The sequence below is a fragment of the Streptomyces sp. NPDC031365 genome (assembly GCF_055569765.1).
Map to the genome: position 1 here is coordinate 24,530 of NZ_JBVIIM010000014.1, position 20,357 is coordinate 44,886.

A 20,357-nucleotide genomic window follows, 5' to 3' on the forward strand; every position below is an offset into this window, starting at 1 on the left:
AGCCTCGCCCGCACCTGGGGCCCCGGCTGAATCACCCCTGAGGATGCACCTAAGCTACTTAGCAGCTTCTGCCATATCCCGGTGAAGGAGAGACAGCCGTGGCCTCAACGGCACCCCACACACAGTCCGCTCCCGCGACGTCACCGGTGGACCGAGGCACCAGCCGGGCAGGGGCAAGTTCTCGCATGCGGCGGCAGGCTGCGGGCGTGGTCGCGGCCGCTCTGCTGCTCGCCGCGTGCGGGACGACTACGACTTCCGGCTCGTCGGACACCGAGAAGGCGGCCGCCTCCAGCACCCAGGACGGACTCACCGAGTACCCGACGGGCAATCGGCCCATGGCTCCCATGCTCAGCGGCAAGACGATCACTGGCGACCAGTTGGACCTGGCCGACCTGCGCGGCAACGTGATCGTGCTCAACGTGTGGGGATCTTGGTGCGCGCCGTGCCGGGCCGAGGCACCCGACCTGAAGAAGGTGTCCGAGGAGTTCCGTGACCTCGGCGTACGGTTCGTCGGCATCAACACACGGGACAACGACGCGGCGGCGAAGGCCTTCGAGCGGAACTACGGCATCACGTACCCCAGCTTCCGCGACCCCGACGGCAAGCTCCTCCTGGGCTTCGACGGACGCATCCCGCTGTCCGCCGTTCCCAGCTCCGTGATCATCGACCGTGACGGACGAATCGCCGCCCGCATCATCGGCCGGACCACGTACACGACCCTGAGCGAACTGGTGAAGGATCTCGCTGCGGAGAAGACCGGCGGAGGTGCCGACAAGTGACGGTGGCCGCCGCTGTCGGCGAAACGGTCCTGGCCGGCCCGCTCTCCCTCGCCCTCCTCCTGGCACTTGCCGCTGGAGCACTCTCGTTCTTCTCGCCCTGCTGCCTCCCCCTGGTCCCGGGGTACCTGTCGTACGTCGCCGGGATGTCCGGCGCGGGCGCGGCCGATACGGGGCGGCGCGGTACGAGATGGCGGGTTCTGGTCGGCTGCCTGCTGTTCGTGGGCGGTTTCGCCGCGGTCTTCACCAGCTACGGGGCGCTGTTCGGTGGTGCGGGCGCCGTGCTGGTGGCGCACCAGCGCACGCTCGGCATCGTGCTGGGCTCGCTCACCATCGTGCTGGGCCTCGTCTTCGCCGGGCTGCTCGACAAGCTGCCGCTGGCCGGTTTCAGCTGGCGGCCCTCGGTCCGGCCCGGTGCGGGCCTCGCGGGCGCGCCGCTGCTCGGCGCCCTCTTCGCGATCGGCTGGACGCCGTGCATCGGCCCCACCCTCGCGGCCGTCCTTTCCCTGGCGGCGGACAGTGCGAGCGCCGGGCGCGGGGCAGTCCTCTCGTTCACCTACAGCCTGGGCCTCGGGCTTCCCTTCCTGCTCGCGGCCGCGTCGTTCGACGGCGTGATGCGACGCTTCACCTGGGCACGGCGGCACGCGCGGGCGGTGATGCGCTTCGGCGGAGTGCTACTGGTGGCCGTGGGGGTCATGCAGGTGACCGGCTGGTGGGGGCAGCTGATCGCTCAGCTTCAGACACTGATCACAGGTTTCCAACTCCCACTGTGAGTCCGCCCGTGGCACTGGGAGCGATCAGGTTCTCCGTTCCGGATACGAGCCCGCGCGGGCGAACTGTCCCTTCTCAGCCTGTACGGGCAGCGCTGGAAGCGACCTCGCCGAGGCGACGTACCTCTCGCCCGCACAGCCGCGGCACAAGCGGCGTGTCCCGTAAGCGGCGGATGCGATACACCGGGCCGACCAAGGCCGGGAGGAGGCCGAGGCCGGGAGTCACACTCGCGGCGCCCGGTCGCGGAGGGCCGGGCCCGGAAACGGATCCGCCGGCTGCGGAGCCTCCCGTTGCAGCAGCCGCATCATCCTCCGCGCCAGGAGAGGGTCCACCGGCAGCGCGTGCGCCGCGAACCAGCGGGCCGCTTCCGGCGCCGGGGACGGCTCCACGAACTCGGGTCCGGCGAAGTCGTCCAAAGGCGGGTCGTACAGGTACCCGATCACGACACCGGACCGCTCCAGACGTGCCACCAGCTTGTCCCGGTCGCGCACCATCAGAGGCACGCGAAACAGCGGCGGTACGTGGCGATCCGGCACTCCCTCCGCGACCGCGTCCCGCACACCCGCGGCAGCCCAGAGGGTGCCGCCCAGCAGCCTCGTCCCCTCACGCCGCCGAGACAGGTCCGCGCCCAGGCCACTCATCCGCCGCCTCAGCGTGCGCTGCAGAACGCGTCCGTGTTCCCTGCGGTATCCGTGCAGATCGACTCGCACCCAGCGGTCGAAGGCTCCCAGGTCCGGACTGCGACCCGCCGCCTCCCGCAAGTGCCGTTCTTGGAGCTCCATACGAAAGCGTTCGCGCTCCAACAGCCCCAGGGTCCGCATAACCCTCCATACAGGCCGGACCAGATGGAGCCGCTGTACCGCAGCGCGCGCGACAGGGCGCAGCGTGTACGCCAGGTCCCGATGCAGCTGCCGCGGCGCCAACAGCTCATCACGCAGGTGCTCCAGCGCCTTGCGGTCCGCTGGATCCTCCAGCGCCAGAAATCCGCCACCGGTCGCCCCCACGTGCTTGCCCAGGCTGAAAGCCGCAGCTTTTCCGAAGGTGCCGATCGGGCGGCCGCCCACCGTCGTACCGATCGCGTGTGCCGCGTCCTCAAGGAGGGGGATGCCCATGCGGTCGCACCGAGTGCGCAGTTCGTCCGCGTCGTCCGGCATGCCGTAGACGTTGGTCGTCAGCACCGCGCCCACGCTGCGCCAGGTCGATTCCGGCACCGCGCGGATGTCGATGTTCCCGTCCCGGGGGGACACCGGCGCCATGACGGGACGCAGCCCAGCTGCCAGCACGACGAACACCATCACGTCGTCGTTGACCGGCGACATCAGCACGCTTCCGCCAGGAGCGCACCAGCGGCGTAGTGCCAGATACACGGCCAGTCTGCACGACGGGACATACACGCACTCACGGCCGAGCCGCTCACGTATCAGATCTTCGAGGGCACCGCCGGCCGACCGCGATAGACGTGGAGACTCTCCTGACAGCACGGCTCCCCTTTTCCATTCGATGCGGTCACCCGAGACTTCCGGACGCAAGGAGCGTCATGCGGGATGACCGGCTCCCAACCGGTGACCGGTGGCGTCCTTTGAGGGCGGGATCACAGCGGACGGAAAGAAGGCGGCCGCTGGAGATCGAGTGTCGGCTACCGAACTAGACACTAAGCATCTTAGTAGATAAAGACAAGGGTGCGGCTATCGCCCCCGGCCTGCACGCGAACACCCGACCATCGACGTCGCCAGCCTCGCCGCAGCCAATCAGGCTCACTCACATCCCGAGACACTCCCAGCAACGGATCCATCACACCGCGCGATCAGATATGCCGGGACTGGCGCCGACGTTCCCATTTATCTAAACTACTTAGTAGACAGAGCGGGTTCGATGAGCGCCCCGCAGCCCACCGGGAGGCCCTCATGCCTCAGTATCTGTATCCACTGCTCCTCCTGGCCTGCCCGATCGGCATGGGCCTGATGATGTGGTTCATGACGCGCGGAGGGCTGCACGCATCACGGCGAAGCGGCTCCGTCGGCTCACCCGTGGCGCACTTCGAGCTGGACGAGCTGCGCAAGGAAGTCGCCAAGCTGCGCGCCACACAGAAGGACACACGCGAAACCTTGTGAACTGGGCCTTGTCCCCATGACCGCGACAGCGATATTGATCGGCGTCCTGCTTCTCGCCGCGAGCTACTACGACATAGCCCGGCTGGTCAGCACACACCAGAGCCGGTGTCCTCCGCTGGCCCGCTTCAGGGGCAGGCGCGCCGCGCTCGAGGATGAGGAGCGGTGGTGCGCCGGCCTGCTGCTGCACGGACGGATCGACACACGCTCCTACCAGCGACGCATGGCAGGCCTCGCCCACGGCCACCGCGTCGTAGAACCTCGGCCACGCCACTGATCCAACCCCTCATTGCTACTAATCCGATTAGTGACTTAGCATGACTGCCAGCCGCCGACCGGAGGCCGCTGTCAGGCTCCCCGGTTTGCCGTGCCGTCCGGTCGGCGGCCCGATCCCGAGGAGCAGCCCCATGCGCACCTGGCCCGCCCGCAGATGGGTCGTGGCAGCGGCGGTGACAGTGATCGCCGCACTCGTCATCGGCGTCCCGACGGGCATCGTACCGACCCCGTTCTACACGCGGATGACCCCGGTGCTGTGGTGGAACTACCCGGTGTGGCTGGTGAGCTCCGTGCTGGAGGGGCTCCTGGTGGCCACGTACGTCCGCATCGGCCCGGCCGACGTCCCCGCGGCCGGGCCACCCGAGCGCCCCCGGACCGCTCGCGCCCTCGGCGCGGGACTGCTGTCCGCCTTCGCGGTCGGCTGTCCGATCTGCAACAAGCTCGTGGTGCTGGCCATCGGCGTCAGCGGCGCCCTGTCGTACTTCGCTCCGCTGCAACCGGTACTCGCCGCCGCATCGGTGGCGCTGCTGGTCCACGTGCTCGTACGACGACTGCGCACCGCGAACGTCCGCGCAGTGGCTTCGTGAGGGCCGGTCCACCGCGCGTGGCCCGCCCCCGTGCGGCCACGCTCCGGTCCTGGGCAGCGGCCACCGCCGGTGGACTGCTTCTCTACGCCTCGTTCCCGCCGGTCGGATGGTGGTTCCTGGCCCCGCTCGGCCCGGCCCTGCTGATCCTGGCGGTGCGCGGACGGCGCGCCCGGTCCGCCTTCGCCGCGGGCGGGATCTTCGGCATCGCCTTCCTCGCCCCGCTGATCGTCTGGCTGGCGAACCTCGGTCTGGTCCCGTGGCTCACCCTCACGGCGATCCAGGCCCTGGTCTTCGCACTCGCCGCGATGCCGCTGCCCCGCTTGATCGCCCTACCCGGCTGGCCGCTGTACGCCGCCGCCTGGTGGGTGGCCCTGGAGGCGGTACGCGGCCGGACTCCGCTCGGCGGCTTCCCCTGGGGACGGCTGGCCTTCGGGCAGGCGGACGCTCCCTATGCCGGCTGGGCCGCTGTCGGCGGCGGCCCAGCCCTCTCCTTCGCCGTTGCACTCCTCGGATCGCTGCTGTTGTACGGCCTGACGGCGTGGCGCAGCGGGCGTCGGGAGGTCAGCGCGGCCGTATGCCTCGGCGTGGCCGTCCTGATCACGACACCGCTCGCCCTCCCCGCCCCGGGGACATCCGGACCGAGCGCCGTGGTCGCCGTCGTCCAGGGCAACGTCGAACGCGAGCGCACGCTGGAGGAGCAGGCCCGGGTGCGCAACGTCGCGCAGAACCACGCCCGCGAGACCAAGGCCCTGGCCGACGCCGTACGCCGAGGCGAGGTTCCGCGGCCGGACGTGGTCCTGTGGCCGGAGAACTCCCTCGACGGCGATCCGGCACGCAATCCGGAGCTCGGCTCCCTCGTCGTCGACTCAGTCCGGGAACTGGACAGCCCCCTCCTGATCGGCGCCATGCTGGAAGCCCCCGACGACCGGGCCTACAACGCCGGTCAACTGTGGCTGCCCGGCCGGGGCCCGGTCTCCTGGTACGCCAAGCGCCAGCTCGTCCCCTTCGGCGAGTACATCCCGGCGCGTTCGCTCCTCGGCGGCCTCGGCGCGCTGCAGCTCATCCCCCGCGACCTCCTGCCCGGTACCTCCACGGCCCCACTGGAGGCGGGGCGGGTGCGGCTCGGTGACGTGATCTGCTACGAGATCGCGTACGACGACCGGGTCCGCGACACCGTACGGGCGGGCGCCAACCTCCTCGTCGTCCAGACGAACAACGCGACGTACGAGCGCGGTATCCAGGCCGGGCAGTCCGAGCAGCAGCTGGCGATGGCCCGCATCCGCGCGATCGAGTACGGACGTGCGGTCGCCCTCGCCTCGACGAGCGGGGTCAGCGCCATCGTCGGGCCGGACGGACAGGTCATGGACCGGATGGGCACCTGGCGCGGCGGTCATCTGGTGGAACAGGTGCCGCTCTCTTCGGGGCTCACCCTCTCCGAGTGGCTCGGTGTGTGGCCGGAGGTGGTTCTGGGGACGCCCGTTCTCGTCGGTCTGGCGCTCTCGCTGCGTCGCTCGCGGCGCACCGCAGCCGCAGCTCAGGCGCCTGTTTCCGTGCCCGAGCATGACCAACCATTTACTAAGCTACTTAGCTGAATCTCTTATAGTGCGGGTATGGAACTCGCCGCACTGCCCAGCCCCTCGACCGGAGTCCTGTACCTGGGCCCGGTCCCGCTGAGGGCGTACGCCTTCTGCATCATCCTGGGCGTCTTCGTCGCCGTATGGCTCGGCGCGCGCCGCTGGGCGGCGCGCGGGGGCAAGAAGGAGACGATCACCGACATCGCCATCTGGGCGGTGCCCTTCGGGCTCGTCGGCGGCCGCCTGTACCACGTGATCACCAGCCCGGACGCGTACTTCGGTGCGGGCGGCGAGCCCATCAAGGCCCTGTACATCTGGGAGGGCGGCCTCGGCATCTGGGGCGCCATCGCCCTGGGCGGCGTCGGCGCCTGGATCGGGTGCCGCCGCCACGGGGTCCCGTTCCCCGCGTACGCGGACGCGGTCGCGCCCGGCATCGCACTCGCGCAGGCCATCGGACGGTGGGGCAACTGGTTCAACCAGGAGCTCTTCGGACGCCCGACCTCCCTGCCCTGGGGTCTGGAAATCTCTCCGGACAAGCGGCCCGAGGGCTACGAGAACGTGGCGACGTTCCATCCCACCTTCCTCTACGAGTCCCTGTGGGACGTCGGCGTCGCGGTGCTGGTCATCTGGGCCGGCGCGCGCTTCGCACTCGGGCACGGGCGGACCTTCGCGCTCTATGTGGCCGCGTACACCGTCGGCCGGTTCTGGATCGAGTACCTGCGGATCGACGAGGCACAGCAGTTCCTGGGGCTCCGGCTGAACAACTGGACCTCGATCGTGGTGTTCGCCGGCGCCGTCACCTACCTGGTGATCTCGGCCCGGCGTCGCCCGGGCGTGGAGGACATCGCGGCGAGCGACGGCGGGGCGGACGCCCCCGAAGCGGAGAAGGCGAGCGCATGACCGGCAACAGCATCAAGCACAACAAGCTCAAGGTCGGGAAGCTGCACACCCGGTCCGTGCCGAACAGGATCTTCGGATGGTCCCTGTTCTGGCTCGGCCTGGCGGTCGTCGCGGTGAACTGGATCGAGGAGTTCAGCGAGCTGGAAGTCCTCCCCGGAGGTCACTCGGTGTTCTACCTGGCGGGCGGCCTCGTAGCGGCCGTCATCGGCCTGTGGCGGGCCGGCGTCATGGACGCCAAATCGTAGGCGCTCCTCGCCGCCGAGCCTGCTCGTGGCCGTCCCCGCGCGTCGGCGCGCCGCCACCCGAGCACACAGCCGACCACATGGACCGGTCGGCGCGCCGCCGAGATGCGGGCCGTCCGGCGCGGACGGTCCGGGCCATCACGGCTGAGGGAGCGGTCGATTACGGCCTGGCAGGCCTCGGCGCCACCTACCCCAGCATCTACAACCCCGCCAGCCGCATCCTGCTCGCCTTCGAGAGCCTGGTCGCACGCACCGTGCCCACCAAGTACGTCCGGGACGAGCACGGCCGCGCGGCCACCCTGTCCATCGACTCCGTCACCTACTTCCACCCCACCATCAAGGACATCCCCGCCGAGAAGGCATGACTATCGACACCGCACCGATCCGGGGATCAGATGTGGTCAGGCCGTGGACCAGCAGGCTGGGCACCATGGAACATGGAGCAAACACCCGGCGAGGAAACATCTGCCCCAAGCTCTCAACTCCGTACGAGCAGGGCACACCCCCGATCCGGAGACTGGCGAGCAGGCACGAGGAACTGATTGCATGGGGCACATATCCGGTCGAGGCAGCCGCTGCATGGCGCGAAGACCCGCGCCGGGAGCCGACGCCGACGGACCGCGACGGCCACTCTCCGTACGGCCGCATCGCCCGGCTCATGACGCCGTCGCGACTGCCCGTGCAGGCGCGGAGGCGGCGCGGTGATCCCGGACGGCAGAGGGGCGGCGGCCCATGAGGCGGCGCGGCGGCGTACCTTCGCGGTGATCAGCCATCCCGACGCGGGCAAGTCCACGATCACCGAGGCCCTCGCACTGCACGCCCACGCCATCACCAGGGCGGGCGCGGTGCACGGCAAGGCCGGGCGGCGTCGGGTGGCCTCGGACTGGATGGAGATGGAGAAGGCCCGCGGCATCTCGGTCACCGCCGCCGTGCTGCAGTTCGCCCACCGCGGGTGCGTGCTCAACCTGCTGGACACTCCCGGCCACGCGGACTTCTCCGAGGACACCTACCGCGTCCTGGCCGCGGTGGACTGCGCGGTGATGCTCATCGACGCGGCCAAGGGCCTGGAGGAGCAGACCCGCAAGCTGTTCGACGTCTGCCGCCACCGCCGCATCCCCGTGATCACATTCGTCAACAAATGGGACCGGCCCGGCCGTGAGGCCCTGGAGCTGCTGGACGAGATCGAGCGAGAGTTCCGCCTCAGGCCCACCCCCGTCACCTGGCCGGTCGGCGACGCCGGGAATCTGCGCGGCCTGATCGACGTACGAACGCCCGGGCGGATGCTGCGCTACACCCGCGCCCTGGGCGGCGCCCAGGAGGCCGTCGAGGAGGCGATCACGGCCGAGCGGGCGGCGGCCGAGGACGGCACGGACTGGTACCAGGCGGTGGAGGAGCTGGAGCTGCTGCGGGTCGCCGGCGCCACGCACGACCAGGAGGCGTTCCTGGCGGGCCGGACCACGCCCGTGTTCTTCGGCGCGGCCATTTCCAACATCGGTGTACGGCTGCTGCTGGACGCCGTCGTCGACCTCGCCCCGCCCCCGGGGCCGCGGGAGCTGGCGGGAGGCGGCACCCGCCCCGTCGAGGCGCCGTTCGCCGGCCTGGTGTTCAAGGTGCAGGCGAACATGGACCGCGCCCACCGTGACCGGATCGCCTTCATACGGGTGTGTTCCGGCGTCTTCGAACGCGGCATGACCTCACGCGCGCCGCCACCGGAAGACCGTTCGCCACCAAGTACGCGCACAGCTTATTCGGCCAGGACCGCTCCACCGTCGACGTCGCCTACCCCGGCGACGTGGTCGGCCTGGTCAATGCCCACACCCTTCGGGTGGGCGACACCCTCTACGCGGACCAGGCCGCCGTCTTCCCGCCGATGCCCGCCTTCGCGCCCGAGCACTTCGCCGTCGCCCGGCCCGTCGACGTCAGCCGCTCCAAGCAGTTCCGGCGGAGCATCGCCCAGATGGACGAGGAGGGTGTGGTGCAGGTACTCGTCTCCGATCTGCGCGGCGGCCAAGCCCCGGTCCTGGCCGCGGTCGGCCCGCTGCAGTTCGAGGTCGTCACCGCCAGGATGGCGGGCGAGTTCTCCGCCCCCATCAGGCTGGAGCCGCTGCCGTACCGCCTCGCGCTGGCCACCGACGCGGTCGGCGCCGAGGCGCTGGGCCGCTCCCTGATCAGGGGCGAGGCGCTCACCCGCGTCCGCGACAACGCCCGGCTCGCCCTCTTCCGCAACCGCTGGCAGGCCGACCTTCTCCAGCGCGAATTCCCGGGCGTCCGCCTGGACCACCTCATCGCCGCTCACGACTGACTGTCCAGCGACATCGAGACCGGCCCTGCGGGCGAATTCGCCCCCGGGCGCTGGTCGGACGACCGTGGGCGGGGCGTTCCGGAGCCTTCGCATCCACATGAGCAGCGGAGGGACTCGGGCTCTTGACGGGAGTCTGCGGCGTGCCTCTGCCACTCTCCGCCCCGCCCTCTTGCCCAGTCCTCGATCGACTGGCCGTCACTCCGCAAGGAGCGCAGCACCGCGGTGCTCGAGCATCTCCGAATCCACCGGCCACCCCTGAGACGGAACGACCCCAGGCGATCCCCCCTTGGCGCATACCCCTAGGGGGTATATGCTCCTGGCCGCGGCTCGAAGACGGGCCCCTATGGACGGGAATGGGATGCAGGCCATGGACCACAGCGCGCACCACACCAGCCCCACGCACGACCACGCCACTCACGAGGGCCACCATGGCCACTCCGACCATGCGGTACCCGATGGGGGACACGGCGGAGCGTCCTGGGCCATGGCGGCGAAGGCGACGCTGCACTGCCTCACGGGGTGTGCCATCGGCGAAATCCTCGGCATGGTCATCGGCACCGCCCTGATGTGGGGCAACGTGCCGACCATGGTCCTCGCGATCACGCTCGCGTTCGTGTTCGGCTACTCGTTCACGCTGTTCGCCGTGCGCCGGGCCGGCCTGGACCTCAAGACCGCGATCAAGGTGGCACTCGCCGCCGACACCGTCTCGATCGCCGTGATGGAGCTGGTCGACAACGGCATCATCGCCCTCACCCCGGGCGCGATGGACGCCCACCTCTCCGACGGGCTGTTCTGGTCCGCCCTCCTGGGGGGATTCGCGGTCGCTTTCCTGATCACCACGCCCGTCAACAAGTGGATGATCGGCCGCGGCAAGGGCCACGCCGTCGTCCACGCCTACCACTGACCAGCGACCCGACCAGCGCGCCCGGGCACCCCTGAGAGCAAGGGGTGCCCGGGCGCGTTTGAGTCCCCCGCCATGGTCAACCCGTCAGAAGCCGGGGGTGGACGGCAAGCGGCCGCCCGGCCCCGCCGACCTCCGGCAGTGAAGCGAGAGGAGACACCCCGTGACGACCACAGTCAAGGACATGCTCGCCACCTACCCGGCCGACCTCGGCGAGATCGACCGCGAGAAGCTCACCAAGTGCATCGAGGAATGCATCGCCTGCGCGCAGGCATGTACCGCCTGTGCGGACGCCTGCCTGTCGGAAGGCATGGTCGGCGAACTCACCAAGTGCATCCGCACCGACATGGACTGCGCCGACATCTGCAACGCCACGGCATCCGTCCTGTCCCGCCACACCGGATACGACGCCAACATCACCCGCGCCATCCTCCAGGCGTGCGCGACCGCCTGCAAAGCCTGCGGCGACGAATGCTCCTCTCACGCCGACATGGAGCACTGCCGTGTCTGCGCCGAAGCGTGCCGATCCTGCGAACAGGCGTGCAACCAACTCATCCAGACCCTCGGCTGACCTGCACCACGCCGAGACCGGCTTACCGGCGGGCCGACAGCCCTCGGCCGCAGGGAAGAAGATGGCCGTCACAACAACCAGAACCCCAACCCGGCGACAACTCCGCCCCGCTCCCTCAGCCGGCGCCATGTTCACTGACGACCTGCCCGAGGACCAGCGGGTAGGGAGCGTTCAACGGAGGCTGCCGTCGTCGGCCTGGTTGTGGGCGTGGAACAGCGCGGCCAGGTCGGCTCGGGCCAGGTTCCCAGCGACGGACGCCCCGGAGAGCCGCCCGGTGTCCGCGCAGCGGCCCGGGCTTGTCCTGGAAGACGCGGACCGCATACTCCACCGAGGGGTACGTGACCTGGACGTGCCGTTCCTGCGCCGTAGGGCCACCGGGAGCGGCTCGAACCAGGCACGCACGTGTGCGGGGTCGCCCCAACGTGTCGAGGACGGGACGTCCGGCAGGTCTTCGAGGTGGGCCAGGACACCAACTCCGGCTGCTGCGCGCCCTGGGTCCCGTTACGGGACAGCGCGACGGGCGCCGCATCGTCTACCGCCTCTACGACGACCACGTCGCCCAACTCCTCGACCAAGCCGTCCACCACATCGAACACTTCCGCCTTGGCCTGCGCGATCCAAACTGACCCAGTCGCGGCGAGGAGGGGCCCGCCACAGCGATGCGAGCCAGGCGATTCCTCGGAGCGTAGCTATCGGCACCTCTGCGGCAGCAGCGATCCTCCACATGGGCGGCCGCATCCTGGCATGGCGATCCCAGTGTCGTAAGTACCCGGCTGCACGGTGGACTGACATGCTGCCTGGCGTGGTAACCGTGTGACGGCAAGCGTAGGGAAGGGGCCCCGTGCGGACATCAGACTGGCAACCGGTGCTGGCCCTGCTCGTGCTGGTCGTCGCGGCCGTCGTCCTGCTGCATGCCCTGGCCATCGCGGTAAGGGCGGTCCGCGAGCCGCTGCGCACCGGACCGTTCAGTGGAGGGCTCGAACCGCAGGAGCATGCCCTCTCCCGGTTCCACGTCCGCTGGTACCCCGTCACGATGGTCTTCCTCGCCTTCGACATGGAGATGCTGTTCATGTACCCGTGGACGAAAGTCGTCTCTGCCGTCGGCACGACCGCGGTCGTCGAGATGTTCCTCTTCCTCGGCATCCTGCTGGCGGGCGTCGGGTACGCCTGGCGGGAGGGGGCCTTCAGGTGGAGCTGACGCGCAAGCTCACGCGAGGGGCCATGGCCCGGCCGGGGGTTCTGCTGGCGGTGTCTCCCGGTGCCACGCGGGAACGGCTCGCCATCGAGGCCGAGTTGGCGCGGCGCGGGTGGCGTTGCGTGGCCGTTCCCGCGGAAGCCGATCTGCTGGTGATCGTGGGCGATCGCGAGGCCGAGGAGAGTGACTGGGTCGCAAATCTGTGGCGGGCCGTCCCATCCCCCAAGGCCTGGGTACGGCTCACCGACATCGAGCAGATCTCCGAGACCTTCGATCACGGACTCACTGAACTCCGGCGCGGGGACCCTGTGCGTCCTCCCGGGCATTCTCGCCACGCCGACCATGGCGGCCACGAGGACTCGGCCGGACACGAAGACCACGGTGGTGGGCACGAGGCGCAGGGATCGAATGAGGAGCAGGAAGGTCACCACAAGCACGCTGGAGACGCTCAACATGTCGAACCCGCCACGCACGACGAGATCGAGCCCCACCCGCACGACGCGCACGGGCACTCGGGGGCGCCCGAAGGCCGCGCCGGGCACGAAGATCCTCACGATGAGCGTGGCGGACACGAGGCGCACGACGGTCACGGTGGACATGAGGCGCGCGGCGGGCACGACATGGGCGGCGGCCATCACGGTCACGCCGGGCACGACATGGGCGGCGTCGTGGACGGATTGCCCATGGCCGATCGGGCCGATGACCGGGACGGGCTGAGGCTCGACCGGCTGCACGTGCCGCTGGGCCCGGCCCTTGCCGACTGGCCCGCCGGGCTGGTCCTGCGCCTGACCCTGCAGGGCGACGTCGTTCAGGAGGTCGCCGTTGAGTCGGCGTTCCCCGCATCCTCGCGTCCGCCCTTCTGGAATGAGCCGTGGCTGCGGGAACGCATGGGTGAGCGGGTTTCCCAGGGTGACGCTGCCCGAAGGTTGTGCGCAGCGCATCTGGACAGCTTGGGCAGGTTCTTCGCCGTGACGGGGTGGGCCGACATGGCGGCCCGTGCCCGGCACGTACGGGATCGCGCTCTGGCCGGGGCCGGTGCTGCTGAACTCTCCGCTCTCGTACATCCCTTGATCCGCCGGGCCGAGCGGTCCCGCACCTTGCGGTGGCTGACCGCCGGGCTGGGGCCGCTGGTTGCTGAGCACGCACATCACCTCGGAGTCACCGGCCCGGCGCTTCTCGCTGACGGTGACGCCCACAGTCGGATGCTCGTGTGGCTGGACGCGGTCGGGCGGAGTGCGGCGGCCTGCGAGGACGGCGACGTTCTGGACGCGGCCGAAGCCGTCGGACCTCGCGGACGGCTCGACGGGTCGGTGCCACCGTCGCGGGCACTGCTGAACAGCTTGCCCGCTCTGCTGGAGGGTGCCGAGTTCGCCTGCGCGCGGATCATCCTCGCCAGCCTCGACCCGGATCTCGACGAACTCGCGTACGTTCCGGTGGCGGGAGCGGCCCATGGTTGACAGCACCCCGCTGTGGGCCGTCTTCGTCCTGCCGACTCTCCTGGTGGCAGCGGCCTTGGCGACGGCCGGTCTCGACGCCGTGCTCGCCGCGAGCGCGCGAAATGGGCGCCCGAGATCCCTGCATGAGGCGGTCGTCCACGCGACCGGCCCCGGCCTTGAGGTGCTGCGACACCTCGTGCAGCAGCCCCGCCGTACGCGGGCGTCCGACGTGCCGCTGGCCCGGATCGGTGCGGCTCTCCTTCCCGTCGCCGCCGTGCTGGCCGCCGTCGTCCTGCCGCTCGGCTTCCGGTCGGTGTCCGATCTGCCGGATGGCATCGTCTGGTTCAACGCGATGGAGGCGCTGGCCTGGGCGGCGGTGTGGCTGGCCGGCTGGGGGCCGAACTCGACGCTCTCTCTCATCGGCGGCTATCGCTTCCTCGCGCAGGGGCTGGCGTACGAGCTGCCGCACATGCTCGCGATCACCACGGCCGCACTTGGGGCGGAGTCGCTGCGGGTGGGCGAAGTCGTCGACGCCCAGGCCGGGTTGTGGTTCGCGGTGTGGATGCCGGCGGCCTTCGGGATCTATCTGCTGAGTGCGATGGCGATGGCGTTCTGGGGGCCGTTCGACCAGCCCGCCGGACACGATGTCGCCGGTGGCGCGGCCTCCGAGCTGTCCGGCGCGGACCGGGTGCTCTTCCTCGGCGGCCGGTGGCTGCTGCTGGTCGTGGCCGCCTCTTTCAGCGTGCCGCTCTTCCTGGGCGGCGGACACGGGCCGTTGCTGCCCGGCTGGGCATGGACCGTACTCAAGACGGCAGCCGTGCTGGCTTTCCTGGTCTGGGCCCGGCGCCGGGTGCCGACCCTGCGCATGGACCGCTATCTGGAGCTGGCCTGGGTCGTGCTGACTCCGCTGGCCATCGTGCAGGCGCTGGTGGTGGCCGTGGTGGTGCTGAACCGGTGAACTCCGTGACGGGAATGAGGTGACGTACGTCAATGGATGTCGCGGTCTTCTGGGTCCTGGCCATCCTCGCGGTCGTCAGCGGCGCGATGGTGTTCCGCTTCGACTCCATGGCCCGGGCTACGTTCTCCCTGCTGACCTCGCTGCTGTGCGTCGGCGGGCTCGTCGTGCTGCTGGGGCTCGACTACCTGGGCATCGTCACCGTGCTGATGATGACCATCGAGATGGCCATCATGGCGGTCTTCATGGTGATGTACATGATGAACCCGGCCGGGCTCATGCCGATGACGATGATGCACAACAAGCGGGGTGCGGCCGTCGTCTGCGGTCTTGTTTTCCTGCTCCTGGCCGCCGGGATCCTGTTCGCGCCCTGGCCCGCCCGACAGGGGAAGACGCCCGCCGATCCCACCATGGAACTCGGTATGTCACTCATGGGCCCGCAGATGCTGACCATGATGACGCTGGGTATGGCGTTGTTCGCGACGATCGTCGCGACGGTGGTGCTGGCCACCCGGCGGGGACGGTACGACCGGCTCGGCGACGATCTGCGGGCACATCGCGCGGACGATCCCGTACGAGGCGGTGTCGGCCGATGACGCTGGAACTGTTCCTGCTGCTGGCCGCCGCGCTGTTCTGCATCGGGCTGTTCGGTGCGCTCACCCAGCAGTCGATCGTGATGCTGATGATGGGCCTGGAACTGATGCTGGGCGGGGTGATCCTGGCCGCCGCGACCGCCTGGCACTACATCGCCCCGGCCACCGCCGACGGACAGGTACTGGTCGTCGTCGCGGTCACGGCGATGGCCCTGGAGATGGCGATCGGGTTCGCCGTGGTCACCGCCCTGTTCCGGTCCCGGGAGATCGACATGACCGACATGGCGGCGGAGTTGAAGGAGTGAGCGCCCTGCTGTGGGCGCTGGTCGCCCTGCCGCTCGGCACCGGTGCGCTGCTGCTCGTGGCGGGGCGCCGGGCCGATCGCGCCGCGCCGGCCGTGGCTCTCACTGTGACGGCCGCCGCCCTGGGTCTCGCGATCGCCGCGGCCTTCCGGCATCCGGCCGTGCGGGCACCGTTCCTCGACGGACTGCCGATGCGGTTCGCGGTGGACGGCCTGTCGGGGGTACTGGTGATTACGGTCACCGCCGTTACCCTGGCCGTACTCCTCTTCAGCGCGGCGGAGTTCGGCGCCGACGAGGCCCGGGCGCGCTTCTTCGGGCTGATGCTGCTGTTCGCCGGGAGCATGCTCGCCACCGTCACCGCCGCGACCCTCCCGGTCCTGCTCATGGGCTGGGAAGTCATGGGCGCCACCTCGTGGGCGCTGATCGGTTACTGGTGGCGGGACCCGGAGCGTACGAGCGCGGCCGATACCGCGTTCCTCACCACGCGCACCGCCGACCTGGGTCTCTATCTGGCGGCGGGGGCCGCGCTCGCGAGCGGCCGGGACACGACGCTCTCGCTGGAAGGTCTGGCGCGCGCCGACGACCCGTGGCTGTCCTTCATCACCGCGGGCCTCATCGTTTCCGCCTTGGGCAAGTCCGCCCAGCTGCCCTTCAGCTTCTGGCTGTCGAAGGCCATGCAGGGCCCAAGCCCCGTCTCCGCGCTGCTGCACTCGGCCACCATGGTCGTCGCCGGGGCGTACCTGCTGCTGCGGACCGGACCGCTGCTGGACGCCTCCGGCTGGGGCGACGACGTGGTCGCGTGGACAGGCGCCGCCACCGCGCTCTTCCTCGGGCTCGTCGCGGTAGCGCAAACCGACCTCAAGCAACTGCTCGCCGCATCGACCTGTGCCCAGATCGGCTTCATGGTGCTCGCCGCCGGAACCGGCGCGTCATCGGGTGGCACGCTGCAACTCATCGCTCACGCGGCGGCGAAGAGCCTGCTCTTCCTTGCCGCCGGGGCCTGGCTGACCGCGCTGGGCACCCAGCGACTCCCGGAGCTGCTCGGCGCCGCGCGCCACAACTGGGCAGTCGGTGTGGCCTTCACCGTCGGCGCGCTCTCCTTGGCCGGGATTCCGCCGCTGTCGCTGTGGGCCGCCAAGGACGTCCTGCTCGCGGGAGCCCTGGAGACCAGCCCCTGGTTGTACGGTGTCGCGCTGGCGGCTGCCCTGCTGTCGGCGGTCTACAGCGCCAAGGCCCTGTGGTTCGTGTGGCGGCCCTCGGTCCCGCGACCCGAGGGCCGCCGTATCCCGGGCGGCGCCGTGTGGTCCCTGGCCCTGCTGGCCCTGGCGTGCCTCGCGCTGACGCCGGTGGCCTTCCCTCCACTGCGTGACAGCGTTGGGCGCGTCCTGGCACACGCAGGCCAACCTGAGCCTCATGCCTCGGAGTTCGTGCTCTCCGGGGTGCTCGCTCTGCTGGCCGCCGCGGTCACCTGGGCCTGGGGCACACGCCCGCTGCCCCTGCCCGGGCGGGCGAAGGCGGGCTTCGCAGACTGGCTGCTCTTCGAGCGTGCCGCTCATGTCCTGCTGGTAGCTCCCGTGGTGCGGCTTGCGCACGCCGCCGCAACGTTCGACGACCGGGTCCTGGACCGGACCGTCGACGGTTCGGCCGCGGTTGCCGTGCGGTTCGCCCGCTGGACGGACGGCGTCGTGGAGCGTGCCCTCGACGGGACGGTCACCGCGGTGACCGCCGGGACCCGCGCCCTCGGCCGCTGGGCCCGCCGCCCGCAGACCGGCCAGCTGCACCAGTACCTCGCCCAGGCCGTCGCCGCCTTCACCGTCCTCGCCGTCGTGCTCGTCCTCGTGAGGTGACCCCTTGCTGACCGCCCTCGTCTTCGCGCCCACGGCTGTCTCCCTGCTGCTGTTCGCACTCCCCCGCCGTACGGCACCGCAGGTCTTCCGCACCGTGTGGGTTCTCATGTCCGCGCTCGAACTGGCCCTGGTCATCGCCATGTGGGCCGGGTACGAGGCCGACGGCGGCATGCAGTACGAGCAGCGCGCCCGCTGGATCCCCAGCGCGGGCGTCGGCTACCACGTCGGCGTCGACGGGCTGTCGCTGCCGCTGCTCGCTCTCACCTGCCTGCTATTCCTGGCCTGCGCGCTGTACTCACTGCGCGAGAACCGCCGTATCCGCGAGTTCGCCGCGCTGTTCCTCTTCCTGCAGACCACCTGCCTGGGCCTCTTCGCGGCCCTCGACCTGATCCTGTTCTTCGTCTTCTTCGACCTGTCCATCGTGGCGATGTACTTCGTCATCGCCGGCTGGGGCCACAGGCAGGCCGCCCGGGCCGCGCTGAAGTTCTTCCTCTACACCTTCATCGGCTCGCTCGCCCTGCTGCTCGGCTTCATCGGCCTCTACCTCGCCGCGTCGCCGCACACCTTCGACATGGTCGAACTGACCGAACAGAACCCGCTCGCCGGGCGCTCCGTCTACGGCGCCCTGGTACTGCTGGCCGTGGTCGTCGGCCTGGCAGTGAAGACCCCGACGGTCCCGTTCCACACGTGGCTACCGCCGGCCCACGTCGAGGCACCCGCCGCCGGTTCGGCCATCCTCGCCGGCGTGCTGCTGAAGATGGGCACGTACGGTTTCGTCCGCATCGCCATGCCCATGCTCCCCGAAGCCTGGCGCCGCTACGCCCTCGTCCTGGTCGTCGTCGGCGTCCTCTCGGTCCTCCACGGCGCCCTGGTCGCCCTCGCCCAGACCGACTTCAAGCGGATGGTCGCCTACACCTCCGTGAACCACATGGGCTACATCGTGCTCGCCGTCGGCGCCGCCGCAGCGACTGCGGATACCTCCGAGCAGGCCCGCTCCCTTGCCGTCACCGGGGCGGTGATGCAGATGGTCAGCCACGGGCTGCTCACGGGAGCCCTGTTCCTCCTCGCCGGCGTGCTGTACGAGCGCGGGCGGACGTACGACATGGGCTCCTACTCCGGTGTCGCCGCCATGGCGCCCGCGTTCGCGGCCATGACCGGCATCGCGGCCTTCGCCTCACTCGGGCTCCCGGGGTTCTCCGGCTTCATCGCCGAGTTCCAGATCTTCACTGGAAGCCTTGGACCACGGCCCGTGGCTACAGCTCTGTCGGTGCTCGGCATCCTCCTCACCGCCGGGCTGTTCCTGCGTGCGCTGCGCCAGGTGTTCACGGGGCCATTGCGCCTGCCCGACGCCCCGGGCACGCCCCGTGCGTTCCCCGACATCCGCGTGCACGAGAGCCTCGCCGTCGTACCGCTCCTCGCCTTGGCCGTCGTCCTCGGTGTGGCCCCGCGCTTCCTGCTCGACGTCATCGAACCGGCCTCCCGGTCCGTCCTGGAGCTCCTCGCCCGATGACCGAGATGAACGAGAACCCACTCGACCTCCTCCCCGAGGTACTGCTCGCCGCCTCGGTCGTATTCGGGCTGCTGCTCGGCTCCTGGCTGCCCCGTGCCCGGCAGTGGATCGTGGGGCTGTTGGCCGCCCTCGCGTGCGTGGGCGGGATCGTCGCCGCGGCGGTGGCTGCCGCAGAGCCCGCCATGACCGCCTTCGGCGACGCCTTCGCCGTCGACCCGGTGACGAGCACGTCCCGGATCGTGGTCCTCTCCGGCACGCTCCTCGTCCTCGGCGTCTCCTTCAGTCCACTCCAACGAGATTCACGTGAGACCGAGTTCTACGTCCTGGTGCAACTGGCCGCCCTCGGCGCGCTGATGATGGCCGGCACCCAGGACCTGCTCCTGCTCGCCGCCGCGTACCTGCTGGCGAGCATCCCCGCCTACACCCTCGCCGGGTTCCGCAAGGACGGCCCGGGCACCGCGGCAGCCCTGAAGTTCTATGTGATCGGCGCTCTGTTGGGCGTACTGATGCTCACCGGCATCACGGTTCTGTACGCGACGGGACGCGGCACCGGGTACCCGATGCTCGCCGAGGCGTTCCGCGACGCGCCCGAGGCACTGATCGCCACCGGCACGATAGGGCTTCTGGCAGGCATGCTGTTCAAGGCCGGAGGTGTACCCGCACACTTCTGGGTCCCCGACGCCGTGCAGGGCAGCAGCCCCCCGGTGGCGGCGCTCCTCACCACCATCCCGAAGATCGGCGCACTCGCCGCGCTCTTCCGCCTTGGAGCGGTGCCCCTGGCCGACAGCCCACTCCCCTGGGCCGCCCTGATCGCCGTACTCGCCGCGGCCTCCATGACCCTCGGCAATCTCGCCGCCTTCTTCCAGAGTGACGTCAAACGATTGCTCGCGTACTCCACCATCAGTCAGGTCGGCTACCTGCTGATGCCCGTGGCGGTCGCCGGCCGCTCGGACGAGGCCCAGCAGGCTCTGCTGTACTACCTGGCCGCATACGCCGTCACCAACCTCGGCGCCTTCGCCGTGGTCTGCGCCCTCCCCCGGGCTATGAATCTGGACGATTACCGCGGGCTGGCCCGCCAACGGCCCCTGCTGGCCCTGAGTCTCGTCGTCTGCCTGCTGGGCCTCGTCGGCACCCCGCCCACCGCAGTCTTCCTCGGCAAGCTGGAGGTGTTCACCGCCGCCATCGACGGAGGCTACGCCTGGCTCGCCGTCCTGGCCGCGGTCAACACGGTCGCCTCACTCTTCTACTACCTGCGCTGGATCGTCCCGGCCCTCTCCCGGGGCGAGGGAGCAGCACTCCACCACGGCGACCGCACCGCACGCACCGTCGCGTACACGGCCACCGCCGCCTCGCTTGGGCTCGGCCTGGCGGGTGGACCGGTACTGGCAGTGCTGACCGGCGCTCTCAACTGAGGGGCGCGGGGGGTGCCACGGAGCAGCGCCCTCCCCTCCGTCCTGCCACGCCCGTACACCAGAGACCGGACGCGGCACCTCTTGATGGTGATTGTGGCC

21 protein-coding genes and 2 pseudogenes are annotated in these 20,357 nt (G+C 70.2%); 22 read left to right on the forward strand and 1 reads right to left on the reverse strand.

What is annotated here, in order from left to right:
• Nucleotides 1–185: 185 nt before the first annotated feature.
• Together ACZ5C2_RS20975 and ACZ5C2_RS20980 are read left to right on the forward strand one after the other, a co-directional pair.
• Nucleotides 186–779, forward strand: a complete 594-nt coding sequence (locus tag ACZ5C2_RS20975) for a TlpA family protein disulfide reductase (protein ID WP_246531977.1) — start codon at nucleotides 186–188, stop codon at nucleotides 777–779.
• The gene (locus ACZ5C2_RS20980) at nucleotides 776–1,549 is read left to right on the forward strand and encodes a cytochrome c biogenesis CcdA family protein (RefSeq protein WP_189909602.1); all 774 of its coding nucleotides are present in this window, start codon (nucleotides 776–778) and stop codon (nucleotides 1,547–1,549) included. Before ACZ5C2_RS20975 ends, ACZ5C2_RS20980 begins: the two co-directional genes overlap by 4 nt.
• Nucleotides 1,550–1,768: 219 nt before the next feature.
• On the opposite strand, the gene ACZ5C2_RS20985 is transcribed toward ACZ5C2_RS20980, so the two are convergent.
• A complete protein-coding gene (locus ACZ5C2_RS20985) occupies nucleotides 1,769–2,968 on the reverse strand; it encodes a DegT/DnrJ/EryC1/StrS family aminotransferase (protein WP_189909720.1) in 1,200 nt (399 codons plus the stop codon).
• A gap of 483 nt (nucleotides 2,969–3,451) precedes the next feature.
• On the opposite strand from ACZ5C2_RS20985, the gene ACZ5C2_RS20990 reads away from it, so the two are divergent.
• From ACZ5C2_RS20990 to ACZ5C2_RS21085, 20 genes and pseudogenes are all read left to right on the forward strand, one after another.
• Nucleotides 3,452–3,658 carry a hypothetical protein gene (locus ACZ5C2_RS20990; RefSeq protein ID WP_189909603.1) on the forward strand — a complete coding sequence of 69 codons (207 nt, stop codon included), beginning with the start codon at nucleotides 3,452–3,454 and terminating at the stop codon, nucleotides 3,656–3,658.
• 16 nt (nucleotides 3,659–3,674) lie between these two features.
• Complete coding sequence (locus ACZ5C2_RS20995) at nucleotides 3,675–3,932, forward strand: hypothetical protein (RefSeq protein WP_466408040.1); 258 nt, start codon at nucleotides 3,675–3,677, stop codon at nucleotides 3,930–3,932.
• A 130-nt stretch (nucleotides 3,933–4,062) separates the two neighbouring features.
• Nucleotides 4,063–4,518, forward strand: coding sequence for a hypothetical protein (locus ACZ5C2_RS21000; RefSeq protein ID WP_189909604.1), 456 nt, complete (start codon nucleotides 4,063–4,065; stop codon nucleotides 4,516–4,518).
• 17 nt (nucleotides 4,519–4,535) lie between these two features.
• The gene (gene lnt / locus ACZ5C2_RS21005) at nucleotides 4,536–6,110 is read left to right on the forward strand and encodes an apolipoprotein N-acyltransferase (RefSeq protein ID WP_189909605.1); all 1,575 of its coding nucleotides are present in this window, start codon (nucleotides 4,536–4,538) and stop codon (nucleotides 6,108–6,110) included.
• Nucleotides 6,111–6,128: 18 nt separating this feature from the next.
• Nucleotides 6,129–6,992 carry a prolipoprotein diacylglyceryl transferase gene (lgt, locus tag ACZ5C2_RS21010; protein WP_189909606.1) on the forward strand — a complete coding sequence of 288 codons (864 nt, stop codon included), beginning with the start codon at nucleotides 6,129–6,131 and terminating at the stop codon, nucleotides 6,990–6,992.
• Entirely contained in the window at nucleotides 6,989–7,237 is a 249-nt protein-coding gene (locus ACZ5C2_RS21015) for a hypothetical protein (RefSeq protein WP_189909607.1), read from the forward strand. The genes lgt and ACZ5C2_RS21015 overlap by 4 nt, the downstream gene beginning before the upstream one ends.
• Nucleotides 7,238–7,314: 77 nt before the next feature.
• Complete coding sequence (locus ACZ5C2_RS21020; protein WP_189909608.1) at nucleotides 7,315–7,599, forward strand: hypothetical protein; 285 nt, start codon at nucleotides 7,315–7,317, stop codon at nucleotides 7,597–7,599.
• 396 nt (nucleotides 7,600–7,995) lie between these two features.
• Nucleotides 7,996–8,883: pseudogene (locus ACZ5C2_RS21025) on the forward strand (GTP-binding protein); the annotation flags it as partial.
• 14 nt (nucleotides 8,884–8,897) lie between these two features.
• Nucleotides 8,898–9,536: a peptide chain release factor 3 gene (locus ACZ5C2_RS21030; protein ID WP_246531978.1), complete on the forward strand. Its 639-nt coding sequence runs from the start codon at nucleotides 8,898–8,900 to the stop codon at nucleotides 9,534–9,536.
• Between the two features lie 367 nt (nucleotides 9,537–9,903).
• Nucleotides 9,904–10,440, forward strand: a complete 537-nt coding sequence (locus tag ACZ5C2_RS21035; RefSeq protein WP_246531979.1) for a DUF4396 domain-containing protein — start codon at nucleotides 9,904–9,906, stop codon at nucleotides 10,438–10,440.
• Between the two features lie 160 nt (nucleotides 10,441–10,600).
• Complete coding sequence (locus tag ACZ5C2_RS21040) at nucleotides 10,601–11,008, forward strand: four-helix bundle copper-binding protein (RefSeq protein WP_220451491.1); 408 nt, start codon at nucleotides 10,601–10,603, stop codon at nucleotides 11,006–11,008.
• A 467-nt stretch (nucleotides 11,009–11,475) separates the two neighbouring features.
• Nucleotides 11,476–11,634: pseudogene (locus ACZ5C2_RS21045) on the forward strand (ArsR family transcriptional regulator); the annotation flags it as partial.
• A 215-nt stretch (nucleotides 11,635–11,849) separates the two neighbouring features.
• Nucleotides 11,850–12,206 (forward strand): NADH-quinone oxidoreductase subunit A, encoded by a 357-nt coding sequence (locus tag ACZ5C2_RS21050; protein WP_246531980.1) that lies wholly within the window; start codon nucleotides 11,850–11,852, stop codon nucleotides 12,204–12,206.
• On the forward strand, nucleotides 12,197–13,660 hold the full coding sequence (locus ACZ5C2_RS21055; protein WP_266402951.1) for an ICP22 family protein: 1,464 nt from the start codon (nucleotides 12,197–12,199) through the stop codon (nucleotides 13,658–13,660). The genes ACZ5C2_RS21050 and ACZ5C2_RS21055 overlap by 10 nt, the downstream gene beginning before the upstream one ends.
• Complete coding sequence (locus ACZ5C2_RS21060; RefSeq protein WP_189909612.1) at nucleotides 13,653–14,597, forward strand: NADH-quinone oxidoreductase subunit H; 945 nt, start codon at nucleotides 13,653–13,655, stop codon at nucleotides 14,595–14,597. Before ACZ5C2_RS21055 ends, ACZ5C2_RS21060 begins: the two co-directional genes overlap by 8 nt.
• 32 nt (nucleotides 14,598–14,629) lie before the next feature.
• Complete coding sequence (locus ACZ5C2_RS21065) at nucleotides 14,630–15,190, forward strand: NADH-quinone oxidoreductase subunit J (protein ID WP_189909613.1); 561 nt, start codon at nucleotides 14,630–14,632, stop codon at nucleotides 15,188–15,190.
• Nucleotides 15,187–15,492 (forward strand): NADH-quinone oxidoreductase subunit NuoK, encoded by a 306-nt coding sequence (nuoK, locus tag ACZ5C2_RS21070; protein WP_189909614.1) that lies wholly within the window; start codon nucleotides 15,187–15,189, stop codon nucleotides 15,490–15,492. Before ACZ5C2_RS21065 ends, nuoK begins: the two co-directional genes overlap by 4 nt.
• Nucleotides 15,489–17,336 carry an NADH-quinone oxidoreductase subunit 5 family protein gene (locus ACZ5C2_RS21075; RefSeq protein WP_189909615.1) on the forward strand — a complete coding sequence of 616 codons (1,848 nt, stop codon included), beginning with the start codon at nucleotides 15,489–15,491 and terminating at the stop codon, nucleotides 17,334–17,336. Before nuoK ends, ACZ5C2_RS21075 begins: the two co-directional genes overlap by 4 nt.
• A gap of 4 nt (nucleotides 17,337–17,340) precedes the next feature.
• Complete coding sequence (locus ACZ5C2_RS21080) at nucleotides 17,341–18,846, forward strand: complex I subunit 4 family protein (protein ID WP_266402945.1); 1,506 nt, start codon at nucleotides 17,341–17,343, stop codon at nucleotides 18,844–18,846.
• The gene (locus tag ACZ5C2_RS21085; protein ID WP_468793178.1) at nucleotides 18,843–20,258 is read left to right on the forward strand and encodes an NADH-quinone oxidoreductase subunit N; all 1,416 of its coding nucleotides are present in this window, start codon (nucleotides 18,843–18,845) and stop codon (nucleotides 20,256–20,258) included. The genes ACZ5C2_RS21080 and ACZ5C2_RS21085 overlap by 4 nt, the downstream gene beginning before the upstream one ends.
• Nucleotides 20,259–20,357 lie beyond the last annotated feature (99 nt).